The organism is Achromobacter deleyi (genome assembly GCF_016127315.1).
Lineage (GTDB): Bacteria > Pseudomonadota > Gammaproteobacteria > Burkholderiales > Burkholderiaceae_B > Achromobacter > Achromobacter insuavis_A.
Genome location: NZ_CP065997.1, coordinates 4683545 through 4701359 on the forward strand (window position 1 = coordinate 4683545; position 17815 = coordinate 4701359).

16 protein-coding genes are annotated in these 17815 nt (G+C 70.4%); 8 read left to right on the top strand and 8 right to left on the bottom strand.

All coding sequences use genetic code 11. From position 1 onward, the window contains the following. Positions 1–139: 139 nt before the first annotated feature. Complete coding sequence (locus I6I07_RS21290) at positions 140–955, top strand: cobalt ABC transporter substrate-binding protein (protein ID WP_198483606.1); 816 nt, start codon at positions 140–142, stop codon at positions 953–955. Positions 956–1077: 122 nt separating this feature from the next. Further along, positions 1078–1473: a MerR family DNA-binding protein gene (locus tag I6I07_RS21295; RefSeq protein WP_232625676.1), complete on the top strand. Its 396-nt coding sequence runs from the start codon at positions 1078–1080 to the stop codon at positions 1471–1473. 14 nt (positions 1474–1487) lie between these two features. On the opposite strand, the gene I6I07_RS21300 is transcribed toward I6I07_RS21295, so the two are convergent. Next, positions 1488–2429, bottom strand: a complete 942-nt coding sequence (locus I6I07_RS21300; RefSeq protein WP_198483608.1) for a LysR family transcriptional regulator — start codon at positions 2427–2429, stop codon at positions 1488–1490. Positions 2430–2542: 113 nt separating this feature from the next. On the opposite strand from I6I07_RS21300, the gene I6I07_RS21305 reads away from it, so the two are divergent. After that, positions 2543–3763: an MFS transporter gene (locus I6I07_RS21305; RefSeq protein ID WP_232625677.1), complete on the top strand. Its 1221-nt coding sequence runs from the start codon at positions 2543–2545 to the stop codon at positions 3761–3763. Positions 3764–3793: 30 nt separating this feature from the next. Here I6I07_RS21305 and I6I07_RS21310 read toward each other — a convergent pair whose 3' ends face one another. Continuing rightward, positions 3794–4684, bottom strand: coding sequence for a LysR substrate-binding domain-containing protein (locus I6I07_RS21310; protein ID WP_198483609.1), 891 nt, complete (start codon positions 4682–4684; stop codon positions 3794–3796). A gap of 129 nt (positions 4685–4813) precedes the next feature. On the opposite strand from I6I07_RS21310, the gene argH reads away from it, so the two are divergent. Beyond that, positions 4814–6337 carry an argininosuccinate lyase gene (gene argH, locus I6I07_RS21315; RefSeq protein ID WP_198483610.1) on the top strand — a complete coding sequence of 508 codons (1524 nt, stop codon included), beginning with the start codon at positions 4814–4816 and terminating at the stop codon, positions 6335–6337. Positions 6338–6375: 38 nt separating this feature from the next. After that, positions 6376–7353 (top strand): Bug family tripartite tricarboxylate transporter substrate binding protein, encoded by a 978-nt coding sequence (locus I6I07_RS21320; RefSeq protein ID WP_198483611.1) that lies wholly within the window; start codon positions 6376–6378, stop codon positions 7351–7353. Between the two features lie 60 nt (positions 7354–7413). On the opposite strand, the gene I6I07_RS21325 is transcribed toward I6I07_RS21320, so the two are convergent. Next, positions 7414–7905, bottom strand: a complete 492-nt coding sequence (locus I6I07_RS21325; RefSeq protein WP_198483612.1) for a GNAT family N-acetyltransferase — start codon at positions 7903–7905, stop codon at positions 7414–7416. Between the two features lie 104 nt (positions 7906–8009). Between I6I07_RS21325 and I6I07_RS21330 the strand changes: the two genes are divergently transcribed. Then, on the top strand, positions 8010–8936 hold the full coding sequence (locus I6I07_RS21330) for a LysR family transcriptional regulator (RefSeq protein ID WP_198483613.1): 927 nt from the start codon (positions 8010–8012) through the stop codon (positions 8934–8936). Between the two features lie 312 nt (positions 8937–9248). Beyond that, positions 9249–10235, top strand: a complete 987-nt coding sequence (locus I6I07_RS21335) for a helix-turn-helix domain-containing protein (RefSeq protein ID WP_198483614.1) — start codon at positions 9249–9251, stop codon at positions 10233–10235. Between the two features lie 16 nt (positions 10236–10251). Here the strand turns inward: I6I07_RS21335 and I6I07_RS21340 are convergent, their stop codons facing one another. Then, a complete protein-coding gene (locus tag I6I07_RS21340; protein WP_198483615.1) occupies positions 10252–11142 on the bottom strand; it encodes a LysR family transcriptional regulator in 891 nt (296 codons plus the stop codon). A gap of 156 nt (positions 11143–11298) precedes the next feature. Here I6I07_RS21340 and I6I07_RS21345 point away from each other — a divergent pair, with 156 nt between their 5' ends. Further along, entirely contained in the window at positions 11299–12705 is a 1407-nt protein-coding gene (locus tag I6I07_RS21345; protein ID WP_198483616.1) for an MFS transporter, read from the top strand. 35 nt (positions 12706–12740) lie between these two features. On the opposite strand, the gene I6I07_RS21350 is transcribed toward I6I07_RS21345, so the two are convergent. The 4 genes from I6I07_RS21350 to I6I07_RS21365 form a co-directional block, all read right to left on the bottom strand. Continuing rightward, entirely contained in the window at positions 12741–14837 is a 2097-nt protein-coding gene (locus tag I6I07_RS21350; RefSeq protein ID WP_198483617.1) for a DNA/RNA non-specific endonuclease, read from the bottom strand. A gap of 122 nt (positions 14838–14959) precedes the next feature. Continuing rightward, positions 14960–15811 (bottom strand): class I fructose-bisphosphate aldolase, encoded by an 852-nt coding sequence (locus I6I07_RS21355; protein ID WP_198483618.1) that lies wholly within the window; start codon positions 15809–15811, stop codon positions 14960–14962. Between the two features lie 13 nt (positions 15812–15824). Further along, positions 15825–16805 (bottom strand): aldo/keto reductase, encoded by a 981-nt coding sequence (locus I6I07_RS21360; protein ID WP_198483619.1) that lies wholly within the window; start codon positions 16803–16805, stop codon positions 15825–15827. After that, the gene (locus I6I07_RS21365; RefSeq protein WP_198487619.1) at positions 16802–17794 is read right to left on the bottom strand and encodes an ABC transporter permease; all 993 of its coding nucleotides are present in this window, start codon (positions 17792–17794) and stop codon (positions 16802–16804) included. The genes I6I07_RS21360 and I6I07_RS21365 overlap by 4 nt, the downstream gene beginning before the upstream one ends. Positions 17795–17815 lie beyond the last annotated feature (21 nt).

Here is a 17815-nt window from a genome sequence, read left to right on the forward strand (position 1 = left end):
GTCTTCGCATGCATGCATTCGTGGCCGTGATCGGGCAAGGGTCTTCAATCATCGAGACGCGGTCCGCCGATGCGCCGCGCAAGTCCGGCAAGGCCGCGCGCGCGGGCTGTTTCCCGCGTTTCCTTTTCTGGAGCATGCAATGAAGAAGACCCTATCCCTCGCGATCGCGGCGCTGTCCCTGACCGCCACCGCGCAAGCCCACCAGGTCTGGATCGAACAGCCGGCCGGCAAGCCTCCCGTCATCCGCTTCGGCGAATTCGCCGAGAACCTGCGCGAGGCGTCGCCGGGCTACCTGGACAGCTTCGGCAAGATGTCGGCGACCTTGATCACCGCCAAGGGCGAGGCGCCGTTGACGGTGACCAAGGCGGCCGATGGTTTCACGCTGTCGGGCAAGGTGGACAAGAAGGACGGCCTGGTGGCCGAAAGCCCCATGAGCGCGCTGCGCAAGTTCAAGCAGGGCGGCGGCGAAGCCCTCGAGACCTGGTTCCAGATGAGCGCGCGTTATGTGCCCACCACCGCCGCCGCGGTGGCGCCCAAGCTGGTCATGGATATCGTGCCGACCGGTCAGGCGGGTGAATTCCAGGTGGTGCTCAAGGGCCAGCCGCTGCCCAAGGCCAAGCTGGTCGCGATGGTGGACTCCGGCTGGGAACAGACCGCCTACACCGATGCGCAGGGCAAGGCCCGCTTCGTCCTGCCCTGGAAAACGCAATACGTGCTGCGCGCCATGCATATCGACCGCACGCCGGGCGAGCGCCCGGCCGCCAATGGCCCCGAGCACTACGACGCCATCGGCTACGTGTCGACCTTGACCTTCGTGAAGCCGGATGGCGTCGCGCCGCTGCCGGCCGCGCCGGTGCGCCCGCCCAACAAGCTGCCTGCCGCCGCGCCCTCTGCTCCCGCCGCGCCCTCTGCTCCCGCCGCGACCGCTCCGGCCGCGACCGCGCCGGCCAAGTAAGCCCGCCCGTTCGGCCGCCCGGCGGCGTCGCTCGCCCCGGCGGGCGGCCGAACGGAACGGGGGATGTGACAGCCGGCATCTCGCCGGCTTTTTTTGACAGGACAGGAATGAATATCGGGGAATTGGCCAAACGCACCGGACTGACCCCGTCGCGGATCCGCTTCTACGAAAGCGCCGGCCTGCTCAAGGCGGCGGCGCGTTGGCTCGATGGCCATTGCACGTATGCGCCCGAGGCGCTGCTGGCGGTGGCGCTCATCACCTCGGCGCAGCAGGTCGGCTTCAGCCTTGACGAAATCCGGCCGCTGCTGCCATCGGGGCAGGAGACCTGGGATCACGCCAGGCTGTTGGCGGGGCTGCGGCACAAAGTGGCCGAGATCGAGTCGCTGGAGGCGCGGCTGGCCCACAGCAAGGTGCAACTGATGGCGTTGATGCGGGACGCGGGCACGCGTCCCGATGGCACCGGCCGCGAAGTCAGCGCGCAGCGCGTGCTGGCGCGCGTGATGGGCCGGCGCGCGTAGCATTCGCGCGGCGCTCAAGCGTCCGCGGGCCCGCCGTGGCGCGATAATCCCGCGGTGGCCTGGGCGAAGCGCGCCACCAGGAAATCCAGCAGCCGCCGCACCCGCGGCGCCATGTAGCGGGTGCCGTGGAAGACGGCATGCACGCCGGCCTCGTCCACGCGGTACTCGGGCAGCACGGCAACCAGGCGTCCCGCTTGCAGGTCGTCGATGGCATCCCAGATGGTCTTGCGGGCGATGCCGCGGCCGGCCAGCGCCCAGCGGCGCGCCAAGGCGCCGTCGTTGGTCTCCCAGGCTTGCTCCAATGGCACCGTGTAGCTTTCCGGATGGCCGTCCCGGGCGAAATGGAAGGTGTTCAACGGGCCGGCCGTGGTGACCAGCACGATGAAGGCGTGCCGCGCCAGATCGGCGGGCGTGCGCGGCACGCCGTGTCGCGCCAGATAGTCGGGCGCGGCGCACAGCACGCGCCAGTTGGGCGCCAGTTGGCGGGCGACGAGCGTGCCGTCCTGCGGGCGGCCAAAGCGGATCGCCAGGTCGATGTCGTCCTGCAGCAGGTTCGACAGCGAGTCCGAGAGCGTCAGCGCGATTTTCAGGTCGGGATGCGCGGCGCTGAATTCGTCCAGCCATTGGCTCAGCAGGTTGCGGCCGAAGTCGGCCGAGGCCGATATCCGCAGTTTGCCGCGCACGGCGTTCTGACCGGCCAGCAGGGCAGCCTCGGCATCGTCCACGGCGCGCAGCGCGATCTCGCAATGCGCCAGGTACAGGCGGCCTTCCTCGGTCAGCTGCAGATGGCGGGTGCTGCGATGGAACAGGCGCGTGTGCAACGCGGCCTCCAGCTTGAGCAGCCGCGCGCTGGCGGCGGCTGCCGAGAGGCCCAGCTTGCGGCCGGCCGCGGACAGGCTGCCGAGCGCCGCCGCTTCCGCGAATAAGCGCATGTCGCCCAGTTTGTCGGTTGCCATTTCAAATCCAGATTTGAAAGTAATTCAAATTCGTCGCCAATTATCAAACAAAACCGTAAGACGCACACTGGCGCTTCTTCAATCGGGCTGGGCCCATGCAAGGAGTGCGAAAGATGAGCGGGATTTCCGGGATGGCGGCGGACGGCGGCGGGGCGAGCGCAGCGCCGCGCGCGTTGCCAGTGGCCGCATTGCTGGCGCTGACGATGTGCAGCTTCATCGCCACCGCCAATGAAACCGTGGCCGCCGGCCTGTTGCCGCAGATCGCGAGTGAATTCGGCGTGTCGCAAGGGTGGGCGGGGCAATGGGTGACCGCGTGCGCGTTGGGATCGGGGCTGGCGGCCATGCCCTTGACCATCGCGTTGCGCGGCTGGCGGCGGCGCGCCGCGCTGTTGCTGGCGGTGGCGGGGTTCTGTGGCGGCAACGCGGTCACCGCGCTGTCGCCGTACTTTGGCCTGACGCTGGCGGCGCGGCTGCTGGCGGGCATCGCCACCGGGCTGGCCTGGAGCCTGCTGGCTGGCTATGCGCGGCGCATGGTGGCGACGACCTCGCAGGGGCGCGCGGTGGCCGTGGCGATGATGGGCATTCCGCTGGCGCTGGCGTTCGGCGTGCCGTTGGGCGCGTGGCTGGGCGAGCTGGCGGGGTGGCGCGCGGTGTTCGGCGGGCTGTCCGGGTTGAGCCTGGCGCTGGCCGCGTGGGTAGTGCGCCGGGTGCCCGATTATCCGGGCCAGGCCGCCGGCCATCGCGTGCCGTTGCGGCAGGTCTGGGCGACGCCCGGCGTGCGGCCGGTGCTGGGCGTGATCCTGCTGTGGATCCTGGCGCACTACACCTTGTACACCTACATCGCGCCGTTCATGGCCTCGCTGGGACGAGCCGCGCATGTCGACGCGGCGCTGCTGGTGTTTGGCGTGGCCGCGCTGTGCGGCATCTGGATCACCGGCGCGCTGGTGGATCGCGGCCTGCGGGCCCTGGTGCTGGCCAGCCTGGGCGCGTTTGCGCTGGTGGCGTTGGCATTGGGCTGGGGTGTGGTGCACGTGGCGGCCATCTACGTTCCCATCGCGGTGTGGGGCCTGAGTTTCGGCGGAGCGCCGACACTGCTGCAGACGGCGCTGGCCGATGCCGCGGGCGAAGGCGCCGACGTGGCGCAGTCGATGCTGGTGACGGTGTTCAACCTGGCCTTCGCCGCGGGCGGGGCCCTGGGCGGCGTGCTGCTGGAAACGGCGGGCGCGGCGGCGTTGCCGCGCGGCATCCTGGGGCTGTTGTTGCTCGCCATGGGCATCGCCTGGCAGGCCCGCGGCCATGGATTTCGGGCCGGCCGGCGATTGGCGGGGGCATGAGCCAGGCCGCGCGCGGCGACAGCCGCCGGGTCAGTCCGCGGGCGTCAGCGCGGCGAAGGTCTCGCGCACGCAATCGGCCATGCGCCGTGCCAGCGTGTTGACCGGGTAATGCTCGGACGTGACGGCGTAGCTGTGGAACTCCACGTTTTCCGAGAACGGGATTTCGCATAGCTCGGCGACGCCGAGCGCGCGCGGCACCACCGGGTTGACGATGGACACGCCCAGCCCCTTGCCGACCATGCTGCAGATGGTGGTGGCGTAGGGCGTTTCGATCGACAGCACGCGGGTGTCGTCGGGGAAGTGGCGGTCGATGGCGGCGCGGTTGAAGCTGCCGGCCGGCAGCGAGATGAAGTCCTGGTCGCGGAAGTCGGCGGGCGTCAGCGCGGCCTTGGCCGCCAGCGGATGCGCGCGCGGCACGATGCCGACGCCCTGGGCGGTGTTGATGCGTTCGTAGCGCAGCCCCGGCAGGTCGGTGTGCAGCGAGCAGAAGCCGATGTCGCACACGCCCGTGGTCAGCCACTTGGCGACCACGTCGGAGCCGCCCGTGTTGACCACCACCGGGATGTCCGAGTGCTTCTGGCGGAACAGCAGGATCGCGTCCGGCAGGACGCATTGGGTGATCGAGCCGACCGCGCCGACCCGCAGCAGGCCGGTGCCGCGCCGGCGGATCGAGCTGGCGCTGTCGTTGAGCGACTCCAGGCCGATGAAGGCGCGTTCGACGTCGGCGTAGAAGGCCTCGGCCTCGGGGGTGGGAATGATGCGGGTGCCGACGCGCTGGAACAGCACGAATCCCAGCGCCTTCTCCAGTAACGCGATCCAGCGGCTGACGTTGGGCTGCGAGGTATGCAGCAGGCCGGCCGCGGTGGTCATGGAGCGCGTCATCATGACGGCGCGGAAGGCCTCGACTTGTTTGAAGTTCATGCGTGGGACGGTCTGGAGACGAGCGGATAAATCATATCATTTCTGTATGAGAAGTCGTAAGAATCTGATTTGACGTATGAATCGGCCCAGCGGGAGACTACGGTTTTCCTTGTTTCCTTCCGGACCGATATGGAATCCAAAGTCAGTGCCCGTCTCAAGCAACCCCTGGCCAAGGAGGTGCTCGAGCATCTTTTCCTGCCGCGCCTGAACCGCGAGTTCTTCGCCAATTTCGACATGCTCACGCAGATCAACCTGGCGCATCTGCTGATGCTGCGCGAGCGCGGCATCCTCGATCACGACGCCGCGCGGCGGCTGGCGCGGGCGTTGCTGCAAATGCAGGCCGATGGCCCGCACGCGGTGGAACTGGACCCGGCGCGCGAAGAGGCCTATTTCAACTACGAGGCCCACCTGATCAAGGCGGTGGGGCAGGAGCTGGGCGGCCGCCTGCATACCGCCCGCAGCCGCAACGACATCGGCGCGACCATCGACCGCATGCGGGCGCGCGATTTCACGGCGCGCATCGGCAGCGCGCTGATCGGCGTGTCGCGCGCCGCGCTGGCGCAGGCCGAGCGCTATGCCGATTGCGTGATGCCGGGCTACACCCACATGCAGGCGGCGCAGCCGATCACCTACGGCTATTACCTGTCGGCGCTGGTGGATGCGTGGTCGCGCGACATCGGCCGGCTGGCGCACGTGCTGGAGACGGCGGACGCCTCGCCGCTGGGCGCCTGCGCACTGGCCGGCACCTCGTTCCCGATCGATCGCGACAGCACCAGCGCCATGCTGGGCTTCAGCGGCCCGCTGGCCAATGCGCTGGACAGCGTGGCGTCGCGCGATTTCGCGCTGGAACTGAGCGCGACGCTGTCGATCATGATGGTCACCTGCAGCCGCATGGTGCAGGACTTCTACATCTGGTCGACGCCGGAGTTCGGCTATCTGTCGTTCCCGGACAGCATCGCCAGCACCTCCAGCATCATGCCGCAGAAGAAGAATCCGGCGGTGCTGGAATACCTGCGCGGCAAGACCGGCCACCTGATCGGCCTGACCAGCGCGGCGCTGTCGACGGTGAAGTCGACCCACTTCACCCACTCGGGCGACAGCAGCCGCGAAAGCACCCGAACCTGCTGGGAAGCCTGCGAGGAAGCGCTGAAGGCACTGGAGCTGGTGCAACTGCTGGTGGAGCAGGTCGCGCCGAACCGCGAACGCATGGCGGCGCGCGCGGCGGATGATTTCTCGACCGTGACCGACCTGGCGGACCTGCTGGTGCGCAAGGCCGACGCCTCGTTCCGCGACGCGCACCACATCATCGGCGCGGTGGTGCGGCAGGCGCTGGAGCAGGGCTTGCCGGCGCGCGCGATCCCGCCGGCGATGATCGCGGCGGCGGCCGAGCAACAGCTGGGCCGGCCGGTGGCGCTGGCGGCCGATGACATCGCCGCCTGCCTCGACCCGGTGCGCAACGTGGCCGCGCGGCTGTCGCCGGGCGGCCCGGCGCCGCAATCGGTGCGGGCGCACCTGTGCGAACAGCATGCGGTCCTCGACGCGCGCCAGGCGTCCATCGATGCCGCCCGGCAACGCGTCGCCGACGCCCGCGAGACGCTGCAACGGCGCGCCCACGCGCTGGTTCATCAGGAAAACGGCATGGCCGCCGCCTGAGGCGCCGCCGTATAAATCAAACCAAGGGGAATTCCATCATGTTCAAAGCACTACCCAAACTCGCCGTGGCGCTGGCCGCGGCCCTGAGCATCATTCCGGCGACCCAGGCGGCGTCGGCCTATCCCAACAAGCCGATCACGCTGGTGGTGCCGTTCGCGCCGGGCGGCACCGTCAATCTGATGGGACGCCTGCTGGCCAACCGCATGTCCGAGGCTTTGGGACAGACGGTGATCGTCGAGAACAAGCCGGGCGGCGGCGGCAGCATCGGCGCCAACTTCGTGGCCAAGGCGGCGCCGGACGGCTACACACTGCTGCTGGCGACGATGGGGCAGCAGTCGATCCTGCCCCTGATATCGAAAAACCTGCCCTACAACGCCGACAAGGACTTCGCCCCGGTGGCGCTGTTCTCGACGGTGCCGAACGTGCTGGCGGTGTCCAGGGACGCGCCGGCCAAGACGGTGGGCGAGCTGGTGGCGTACGGCAAGGCCAATCCGGGCAAGCTGAACATGGCCTCGGCGGGCATCGGCTCGGTGAACCACCTGACCGGCGAACTGTTCATGTTCCGTTCGGGCGCCCGCTTCGAGCACGTGCCATACCGGGGCGCGGGGCCGGCCACGTCGGACCTGCTGTCGGGCCAGGTGCAGGTGCTGTTCGCCAACCTGCCGAACGTGCTGGCGTACGTCAAATCGGGGCAGGTGCGGGTGCTGGCGGTGGCCAGCGACAAACGCAGCGAGTCGATCCCCGACATCCCGACGCTGGCCGAGGCCGGCGTCAAGGATGCGGTCGTCGAATCCTGGTACGGCGTGATGGCGCCGAGCGGCACGGACCCGCAGGTCATCCGCAAGCTGCAGGACACGGTGATCGCCATCGCCAACGACAAGGCGCTGGTGGGGCAACTGGCGGAGCAGGGCGCGGTGCCGTTCCCCGGCGGCAGCGAAGACCTGGCCAAGCTGTCGGCCGAGGAAACGCGGCGCTGGAAGCAGATCATCGATAGCGCCAGGATCCAGCTGGATTGAGGCGGGGCGCCTGGGCGCCGCGTGGCACGGCCGGTTGCGCGCAACCGGCCGTTTTGCTGTCTACAGCGCCATCACCATTTCATGCCAGGCCATGCCGCCATGGTCGGAGGGCGACGGCCGCACGTACTGGTAGCCGAGCTTGCGGTACAGCGCGACGTGGCGCTCCTTGCACATCAGGTGGATGGTCTGCTTGCCGAGTCCGCGGGCCTGCTCGACGAAGGCATTCATCAGCCGCGTGGAATATCCCTTGCCCTGGTGGGCGGGATCCACCACCACCGACATGATCACCACGTTGGGGGCGTCCGGATCGTGGCCGACCAGTTCCTTGAAGGCCTCGTCGGCCATCACCACCTCGTGGGCGCAGCCGCTGTTGATGAAGCCGACGATGACGCCGTCCTCCTCCAGCAGCAGGAAGCCCTGCGGATATTGGGCGATGCGGGTGGCGATCTTGGCGTGGGTGGCGGCTTCGTCGCCTTCGTAGGCGGTGCTTTCGATCTCGAAGCAGCGGTCGGTGTCGGCGGGGGTGGGGGCGCGGAAAGTCAGGGAAGGCATGGGCGTGGCAGGAAGGCGGACCGCTCGGGATGACGGCAAAGCGGGTATGGTAGCGGCTCTATAAAATGCATGTACTGCATTGCTTTCAATATGGAGTGCATGACATGCATGAAGCGCTGCGCCGCCTCGATATGAATCTGCTGCTGGTGTTCGACGCGCTGGTGCGGCTGGGCAGCGTGGCCGCCGCCGCCGAGGAACTGGCCATGAGCCCGTCCGCCTGTAGCCACGCGCTGACGCGGCTGCGCGGCGCGCTGTCGGATCCGCTGTTCGTGCGCTACGGCAGCGGCATGCAGCCCACGGCGCGCGCCCAGGCGATGGCGCCCGTCATCGGCCAGGCGTTGCAGGCGCTGGGCGGCAGCCTGGAAGGCGCGCGGCCGTTCGCGCCGGGCGACAGCACCCAGGCCTTTGTGTTCGCGGCCACCGACTACACCGCCTACGCGGTGCTGCCGGCGCTGGCGGCGCGGCTGCGGACCCTGGCGCCGCGGTTGCGTGTGCGGGCCGTGTATTCGACGCGCCAGGATTCCTTCGACGACCTCGCCGCCGGACGCGCGCATTTCGCGCTGGGGTTCGACGAGGGGCAGGCGGCGTTGCCGGAGGGCGTGCAGGCGCGCGACGGGTTCACCGATGACTACGTGGTGGTGGCCCGGCGCGATCATCCCGAGATTCGCGGCAGCCTGTCGCTGGCGCAATACCTGGCGGCCAGCCATCTGGCGGTCAGGCCCTGGCGCGATGCGCGCGGCGTGATCGACGGCGCGCTGGAACGGCAGGGGCTGCGCCGGCAGGTGACGATGGAGCTGCCCAGCCTGCTGGCGGCGCCTTTCATCGTGGCCGGTTCCGACCTGCTGGCGACGTTGCCGCAACGGGTGGCGCGGCGCCTGGGGCCGGCGGCGCACCTGGCGGTCTATCCCGCGCCGTTCGCGGCGCCGGCCTATACGCTGAAGGTGTTGTTCCATGCGCGCCACGCGGGTATTCCCGGGCATGAGTGGATGCTGGAGCAGGTGCTGGCGGCGGCGCGCGAGACGGAGGAATGAAAAAAAGCGCGCATTCCCCGGGAGGGGAATGCGCGAAATTGCTTTGCGGCGCGTGCCGGGAAATCCCGGCGCGACGCCCCGCTGGCTTGCGGTACTTCGGCCCGAGTCCGCGTACGTCTTGCGGAATCTCCTGGCAAGCTTAGATACTGTTAGTCTCGTGGCTATACCGTGCGTCTCAGTTTTTGGCGGGAGACGCCGGATTTACTTTTTGTCATATTCGACATCCAGCCCAAGTCCGCGCCATCCGCGCGGCAACCCGCAAGCATGAACCCGAGTGCTTACCCCGCCGGCCAACCGCCGCGCATGCCACCCATGATCGCCCGTCATCATTTCGACGTGGCGGCGCAGGCGCCTGAACGCCGCCTGCTGGCCTGGCGCGACCAGGTCGGGCACGTGGTCGACGTGCTGCCCAGCCGCGACGCGCTGCGCCAGCCCTTCAACGCATCCATCGACCGCTACCGCGCCGGCCGGCTGATGTTCACCGATTGCCGTTCCGACGCCATGCAGCTGGAACGCTCGCTGGTGCGCATCTCGCGCGACAACATCCGCGATTTCGCCCTGCACGTGTTCCTGGAAGGCGGCGTCGACGCCATGACGGTGCGCAATGGCCCGCGGCCCGCCGCCGATGGCGCAGCGGCGCGGGTGGTGGCGGTGGACCTGGGCCAGCCGATGCGCATGCGGCGCCAGGCCTGCCGCATGCTGACGCTGTTCGTGCCGGCGGAACTGGTGCTGGAAGTATTCCCGGATCCCCAGGCGATCCACGGCCGCATGCTGCGGGACGCGACGCCGCTGGCGCGGCTGGCGATCCGGCAGGCCGCGGCGCTGGGGCAATCGGTGCGCGGCCTGGACCTGGCGCAGGCCGAGGCCGACATTACCGCCTGCGCGCGCCTGTTGCTGGCGGCCTTTGGCAAGGACGCGCGGCTGTCGGGCAATGCGCGCGCCGCCGGCCGGGCGGCGATGTTCGGGCAGGTGCGGCGCCACATCCAGGCCAATCTGCACCAGGTCGGCCTGACGCCGGAGTCGGTGATCCAGGCGTTGCGCCTGCCGCGGCCGACGGTGTACCGCCTGTTCCAGCACGAAGGCGGGCTGGGCGCCTACATCCGCCACCTGCGGCTGCGGCTGGCGGCCGAGGAACTGGTGCGCTATCCGCACCTGGGCGTCATGGAAATCGCCTATGGGCTGGGGTTCGGCAGCGCGTCGGACTTCGCCCGCGCGTTCCGCCGCGCCTACGACATGCCGCCGCAGGAATTCCGCGAGCAATCCTGGCGCTGGCCGGAGCGGGTCACGCTGCGGGCCTGACCGGCGGCGCGCGGCCTCACGCCGCGCACACCTGCCGCACGCACTCGCGCAGCCAGCGGTGCCCGGGGTCGGCGTCCATGCGCGGATGCCACAGCATCGAGACCGTCAGGCCGGGCACTTCCACGGGCAGCGCGAAGCTGTGCATGCCGGCGCGCAGGTTGGTGGTGTGGCGCTCGGGCACGCTGGCGATCAGGTCGGAGGCGCGCGCCAGGGCCAGCGCGTCGGAAAAACCGGCGACGATGACGGTGATCTCGCGCGCCAGGCCGAGCGTGTGCAGCGCGTCGTCGACCGGCCCCTTGTCCAGACCGCGGCGCGAGACCAGCACATGCTGGCCGGCGGCGTAGCGCGCCGCCGTGACCTTGCCTTTGGCCAGCGGATGGCCGGCCCGCACCACCCCGATGAAGCGGTCGCGGAACAGCGCCCGCGTGCGGATCTCGGGGCTGCTGGCGGCGCCGATCACGCCGGTTTCCAGGTCGGCGCTGCCGTCGCGCAGCGGGGTGCTGTCCTTGTCGGGCTTTTGCACGAAGCGCAGCCGCACGCCGGGCGCCTCGCGTTGGGCCAGGGCGATCAGCGACGGACCGAAATATTCGACGAAGCCGTCGCTCACGCGCAGCGTGAAGCCGCGCGAGAGCTTCGACGGGTCGAGCAGTTCGGCGGGGCGCAGCACGGCTTGCGCCTCCTGCACCAGGCGGCTCACCTGTTCGCGCAGTTCCTGGGCGCGTGGCGTCGGCACCAGGCCGCGGCCGGCCCGCACCAGCAACGGATCGCCGGTGGTTTCGCGCAGCCGCGCCAGCGCCCGGCTCATCGCCGAGGGGCTCAGGTGCAGGCGGCGCGCGGCGCGCGCGACGTTGCCTTCGGTCAGCAGGACGTCGAGCGTGAGCAGCAGGTTGAGGTCGGGGCGGGACATGGCGCGACGGTATCACGGCGCCGTCGTGATGTGGCGTCAAACGCACGAATAAAGTGCAAATGCTGCGTCTTCCGCCATGAGCCTGGCGGTCCTACGCTGGCGGTTGGGCTGTTCCGGCGCGTGCCGGAAGGCCGTTTCCAACCGCTACGGATCTTCATGTCGCAATCCCTTCCACAATCCGCCCCGGCCGCCCGCGCCGGTGGCGCCGTCGCCTGGCCGCTCGCGAGTCTGGCCCTGTCCCTGTTGCTGGCGTCGCTGGGCACCAGCAGCGCCAACGTCGGCCTGCCGACCCTGGCGCGGGTGTTCGACGCGCCGTTTTCCCTGGTGCAGTGGATCGTGCTGGCCTATCTGCTGGCGATCACGCTGTGCGTTGTCGGCGCGGGCCGCCTGGGCGACCTGATCGGCCGGCGGCGCCTGCTGCTGGCGGGGATCGCCGTGTTCACGGCGGCCTCGGCGCTGTGCGGACTGGCGTCCTCGCTGTGGCTGCTGCTGGCGGCGCGCGCGCTGCAGGGCGCGGGCGCCGCCGTGATGATGGCGTTGACGATGGCGTTCGTCGGCGACCTGCTGCCGCGGGAGCGCACCGGCAGCGCCATGGGGCTGCTGGGCACGATGTCGGCGGTGGGCACGGCGCTGGGGCCGACCCTGGGCGGCGCGCTGATCGCCGCGCTCGGCTGGCGCTGGATCTTCCTGGCGAACCTGCCGCTGGGCCTCCTGGCGATGGCGCTGGCCGGCCGCTATCTGCCCGCCGACCGGCCGCGGGCGGCGGCCGGCGCGCGGTTCGATGCCGCGGGCACGCTGCTGCTGGCGGCGGCGCTGGCGGCCTATGCGCTGGCGATGACGCTGGGACGCGGCCATTTCAGCGGGCTCAACGCCGGCCTGCTGCTGGCCGCGGTCGCGGGCGGTTGGCTGTTCCTGCGGGTCGAGGCGCGCACGGCGTCGCCGCTGCTGGATCCGGCGCTGCTGCGTCAACCGCGCCTGGGCGCCGGACTGGCGATGAACGCGCTGGTGTCCACGGTGATGATGGCGACGTTGGTCGTCGGCCCGTTCTACCTGACCCAGGCGCTGGGACTGAGCGCGGCGCAGGCCGGGCTGGCGATGTCGGCGGGGCCGGTGGTCAGCGCGCTGTGCGGAGTGCCGGCGGGACGCCTGGTGGACCGCTACGGCGCCGGACGGATCATGCGCGCGGCGCTGGCCGCGCTCGCCGTCGGCACGGCCCTGCTGGCGGCCGCGCCGGCGACGCTGGGCGTGGCGGGCTACATCGGGCCGATCGGGGTGCTGACCGTGGGCTACGCGGTATTCCAGGCCGCCAACAATACCGGCGTCATGGCGGCCATCGGCGCGCACCAGCGCGGCCTGGTGTCGGGCATGCTGAACCTGTCGCGCAACCTGGGGCTGGTGACCGGAGCGTCGGTCATGGGCGCGGTGTTCGCGTCGGGGGCGGGCGCGGCCGACCTGGCGGGCGCCTCCGCGGCGGCGGTGGCGCGCGGCATGGCGCTGACGTTCGGCGTGGCGGCGGCGCTGGGCGCGACGGCGCTGGTCATTGCCTGGCGCGGCCGGGGCTGAGCGCGCCGGCCCGGGCCATTGAATGCCGCGACGCCCTAGTCGCGCGCCTGCTCGGGCAAGGTCAGCAGCCGTTCGATGGCGGCGTCGTCGACGGCTTCAGAGGCCGCGTCATGGGTGTCGGCGTCGCGCAGCGCCTGCGGGAACGCCAGGCCGGTGGCCCCCTCGATCCACGCCAGCGGCTTTTGCTGCATCTTGAACAGCTTGTCGAAATGCAGCACCTCGAAGTCGATGCCGTCGACCAGCTTTTCCTGCGATAGCCGGAAGCCGGTGGCGCGCAGCGCGCCGCGGGCGTCGAACCAGGCCACCACCTTGAAGCAGCTCAGCGCGACCTGCACCGAGGCGTAGACCGGATCGTCGTTCAGGAAGATCGGGCCGCTGTAGACGCAGATGCGGGCGCTCTTGCCGGACTCGCCTTCCACGCCCTGTTCTAGCAGCATCTGTTCGAGCCGGCCCCACTGGCCGTGATAGCCCATGATCGCGCGGTTGAACGCCGGCACCTGCGGCACCGCGTTGGCGTACGAGCAGGTCATGTCGGCGGCGGTCTTGGCGGCGGCCAGGGTCGGGCCCCATTCGGCGTCCTCGCGGCGCGACAGGTGGCCGCGATCGAAGCCGCTCTTGGCATACCAGGCGTCGTCGAGCTGGGCGTCGTAGTCGATGCGGTTGTCGCGCAGCCAGCGGTCCTTGCGGGTGCTGTCGTCCAGTTCGGCGTAGCGCTGCTTGCCGTAGACGTTGATGGCGCTGAGCACGGGCACGCGCCGCACGGCGTGCTGCAGGGCGCTGAAGTGGTGGTACTTCAGCACGAAGTCGGCGGGCGCGTCGCCGCGCCGCGCGAGCTTCTTGCGCAGGGCCGCGTTGGGCGCGGGCAGCGGCAGGCGGATGCCCATGAACTGGTCGTCGTAGCCCAGGCAGGCGGCGTAGTCCTGCGCGTCCTCGCCTTTCTTCTCGAAGGCCAGCGGTTGCGGCGGGGCGCCGTCAGTCAGCGCCTGGATGGCGACGGGCTGGTCGGCGCTGATGCGGATGCGGATCTCGATCGGCGCCGGGGCGGCCGTCGCGGCCGGCGCGGCGGCCCGTGTCAGTTCCTGCGCCGGCAACACCGGCAGCGCGGCCGCGGTGAAGGGGCGGGCGTTGGTGTAGGCGGGGCTGCGCAGGGTCTGGATCAGCGGATGCTGGTCCACCTGGCTGGCGGGCGACAGCAGGTAGGCGACGATGGCGCTGACGCGGATGCCGCGGTTGCTCAGCCACACCAGCCGCGACTCGTCGACGCGGCCGTTCTCGACCGGGATGATCTGGCCGTCGCGGTCCAGGTAGTTGCCCGATGCGTCCTGCCTGGCCACGCCGGCGCTATGCAGGGCGATGACCTGCCATTCGTTGTTGAAGACCGCCGCGCCGCTGCTGCCGGGCGCGGTGTCGCTCTGGTAGATCAGGACGTCGGCCAGGCTGTTGTCGACGATCTCGTTGTTGCGCAGCGCCACCTGTTTCTCGCGGCCGTCGGGGTGCTGCACGATGGTGGCGTAGTCGCCCGCGCCGGCCTTGCCGAGCGAGCCGTCCAGCACCAGGTAGCCCTGGTCGGCCAGCGCGCGCCGGCCGCCGACGTCGAGCGGCCGCACCGCCACCAGCGCCAGGTCCAGCGCGGCGTGGGTGTGCAGGAAGGTCTCCGGATCGAGGGCGTGGGCCACCGGCTCCTGGAGCCGGCCGAGCACGTCGTATTCGTAGCCGAATTCGATCACCGCGCCGTCGGCGAAGGCGGCGAATTCGGCGGCCGTGGCCACCGGGAAGACGTGATGGTTGGTGATCATCAGCTCGGGCGTGACCATGAAGCCGGTGGCGTAGGCCGTGCGCCGCGTGGTCCGGTCCAGGTAGCGGATGCGGCCGACCGAGAGCGCGTGCAGATAGCCCGACAGCAGGTAGTTGCTGGGCAGCAGGTCGTTGGTGCCGATGTAGCGCTCGAATGCCAGGTCGGCGCTTTCGCGGGCGCTGGCCGCGATCATGGCGCGGCGGCGGGCGAAGTGCTCGGCGCCATCGAGCTGGCGGGCGGACTCGGCCGCATTGCGCTGGCGCAGCGCGGCGACCTCGTCGGCGCGCTTGGGGTAGGCGGCCAGGGCCTGGGCTAGCAAATCGACCGGCAACTTCATGGGCACCTCCGCGTGGGGTGCGAAAAGCGTAGCGCGCGGCCGATGACAGGATTGTTGCGGAAGGGGCGGAGCTTCGATGGACCGGCGGCGGTCCGCGACGACGCAGCCGCCGCCGGCCCGCCTCAGCGCGCGGTGCCCGCCTGGTAGATGTCCCAGGCGCGGGCGGCGTCGGCGTTGTCGTGGATCATGGCCATCAGCGCCCGCACCACCGCCGAGGGATCGGCGTGCTGGTATACGTTGCGGCCGTACACCAGCCCCACGGCGCCCTGGTCCAGCAGTTCGCGCGAGCGGCCGAACACCTGGCGCAGGTCCTCGCGGCCGCCGCCGCGCACCAGCACCGGGCAGCGCGCCGCCTGCACCACGCGGTGGAAGTCGGCGGTGTGGGTGGTGGGGTCGGCCTTGACGATGTCGGCGCCCATCTCGCGCGCCAGCCGCACCAGCGTCACGATCTTGTCGGCGTCGCCGTCGACCATGTAGCCGCCGCGCTCGGAATGCGGCGCCATCACCAGCGGCTCGATCATCAGCGGCATGCCGTAGCGCTCGCAGTCGGCGCGCACGCGGGCGATGTTGGCGACGCACTGGCGGAACAGGTCGGGCTCGCCGGGCAGCATGAACAGGTTGACGACCACGCAGGCCGCGTCCATTCGCACCGCGGGCAGCACCGGGTCGTGCTCGTTCTGCAGCACCGCCCACATGACGCGATGGATCATGGCGTTGTAGGGGTTGCCCATGTCCAGCCGCATCACCAGCGCGGGCTTGGCGCGGGCGGGGTGGTGCTGCAGCAGGTCGGCCTGGCCGTAGTTGAGCTGGATGGCGTCGGGGCCGGCGGCCAGCAGCTGCGCCATGACGGCGGGCATGTCCTCCAGGCCATCGAGGAAGCTGGGTTCGTTGCAGACGCCATGGTCGACGGCGATGTCCAGGCAACGGCCGGCGGTGAAAAGGCGGTTCAGGCGGGCTTGCTTGAGGTGGGGCATGCGGGTTCCTGGTTCAGTCCAGCGCTTGCAGGTGGCGCCGGGCCGCCGCGTCGATGGCGGCGATGTGGGAGGGGGAGAGGCGCAGCAGGGCCGCGCGGGCGTTCTGGGTGGCCTGGCGCGCGTCGCGGGCGCCGCACAGCGCCACGCTGACGCCGCCGGGGCGCGTGGTCCAGGCGATCATCAGTTGCGAGAACGGGCAGTCCAGTTGCCGGCGCAGCGGCTCCAGTTCGTCGAAGAACGCCGCCAGCCGGGCGCGGTTGGCGGCGCCGAAGCGCGGGTTGCCGGCGCGCTGGTCGTCGCCGGTGAATTGCCGCGCCGGGTCGATCGGGCCGGCCAGCAGGCCCAGCGCCAGCGACGAATAGCCGAGGATGCCGACGCCGTGATCGCGGCACAGCGGCATCAGGGTCGATTCGATCTCGCGGTCGATCAGGCTGTAGCGCTCCTGGATGGCGTCGACCGGGCCGTGGCGCAGATACTCGGCCAGCGTGGCGGCGTCGACGTTGCTGACGCCGATGGCGCGGATCCTGCCCTGGCGCTTCAGGTCGAGCAGCGCGGCCATGGTCTCGGCCACTGGCGTGGTCTCGTCCTGCCAATGGGTGATGTACAGGTCGATGTAGTCGGTGCGCAGGCGCGCCAGGCTCTGTTCGACCTCGTGGAAGATGGAGTCGCGGCCCAGGTGGCGGTGCACCGCCTGGCCGGCCTCGTCGAAGAAATGCCGGCCCTGGCGGGTGTGCCACACCAGTCCGCACTTGGTGGCGATGATGGCCTGGTCGCGGCGGCCCGCCAGCGCGCGGCCGACCAGCGTTTCGGCATGGCCCAGGCCGTAGGCCGGCGCGGTGTCGATCAGCTGCACGCCCGCGTCGAGCGAGGCGCGGATGGCGTCGATGGCGGCCGCGTCGTCGTTGCCGCCCCACATCCAGCCGCCCATGGCCCAGGTGCCCAGGCCCACGGACTGGCAGCGGATGCCGGAAGTGCCCAGCGTGATGGTGTTCATCGGTGTCCCTTCTTGACGTTCATGAGATGGTCGACGGTCACCGCGCCCAGCAGGATCAGGCCCTTGACCACGTCCTGCCAGTACGGCGACACGTCCAGCAGGATCAGCGAGCTGGTCACCACCGACAGCAGCGCCAGCCCCAGCACCGCGCCCAGCACGGTGCCCGAGCCGCCCTTGAGGCTGGCCCCGCCGATCACCACCGCGGCGATCACGTTCAGCTCCATGCCGACGCCGAAGGTCGGGGTGGCGGCGCCGAAGCGCGCGGTGTAGACCACGCCGGCCAGGCCGGCCAGCGCCGAGCACAGCACGGTGACCCAGAACTTGACGCGGCCGGTGCGGATGCCGGCGTACAGCGCGGCCTTCTCGTTGCTGCCGGTGTAGAACACCTTGCGCAGCAGCGCCGAGCGGCGCAGCGCGAAGTCGCTGGCGATGACGATGGCGCCGAAGATCAGGATCACCGCGGGGATGCCGGCGACGTTGCCCTGGCCGATGAACTTGAACGATGGCGGCAGCGAGAACAGCGATTGCGGCGTGCCCTGGGTGATGGCCAGGCACAGCCCGCGCACGATGACCATGAAGGCCAGCGAGGCGATGAAGTGGCTCAGCCCGATGCGCGTGACGCAGCCGCCGATCATGGCGCCGATGGCGGCGCTGGCCGCGATCGCCGCGAGACCCGCGGTCCACGGGTCCAGTCCCATCAGGAACAGCTTGCCGGTGACCACCATGGCCAGGCACACCACCGAGCCCACCGACAGGTCGATGCCGCCGACGATCACCAGGAAGGTCATGCCGACCACCACGATGCCCTCGATGGAGAACGACAACAGCATCGCGCGCACGTTCTCCCAGGTCAGGAAGTGGGGCGAGGCGAAGCTCATGACCACGCACAGCGCGGCGATGATCAGCAGCAGGCCGGCTTCGCGCAGGCTGGCCAGCCGGTGGCGCAGGCGCGGCGGCGCGTCGGCCGCGGTCGCGCCCGGCGACAGCATCGCGCCGGCCGAAGGCGGGGA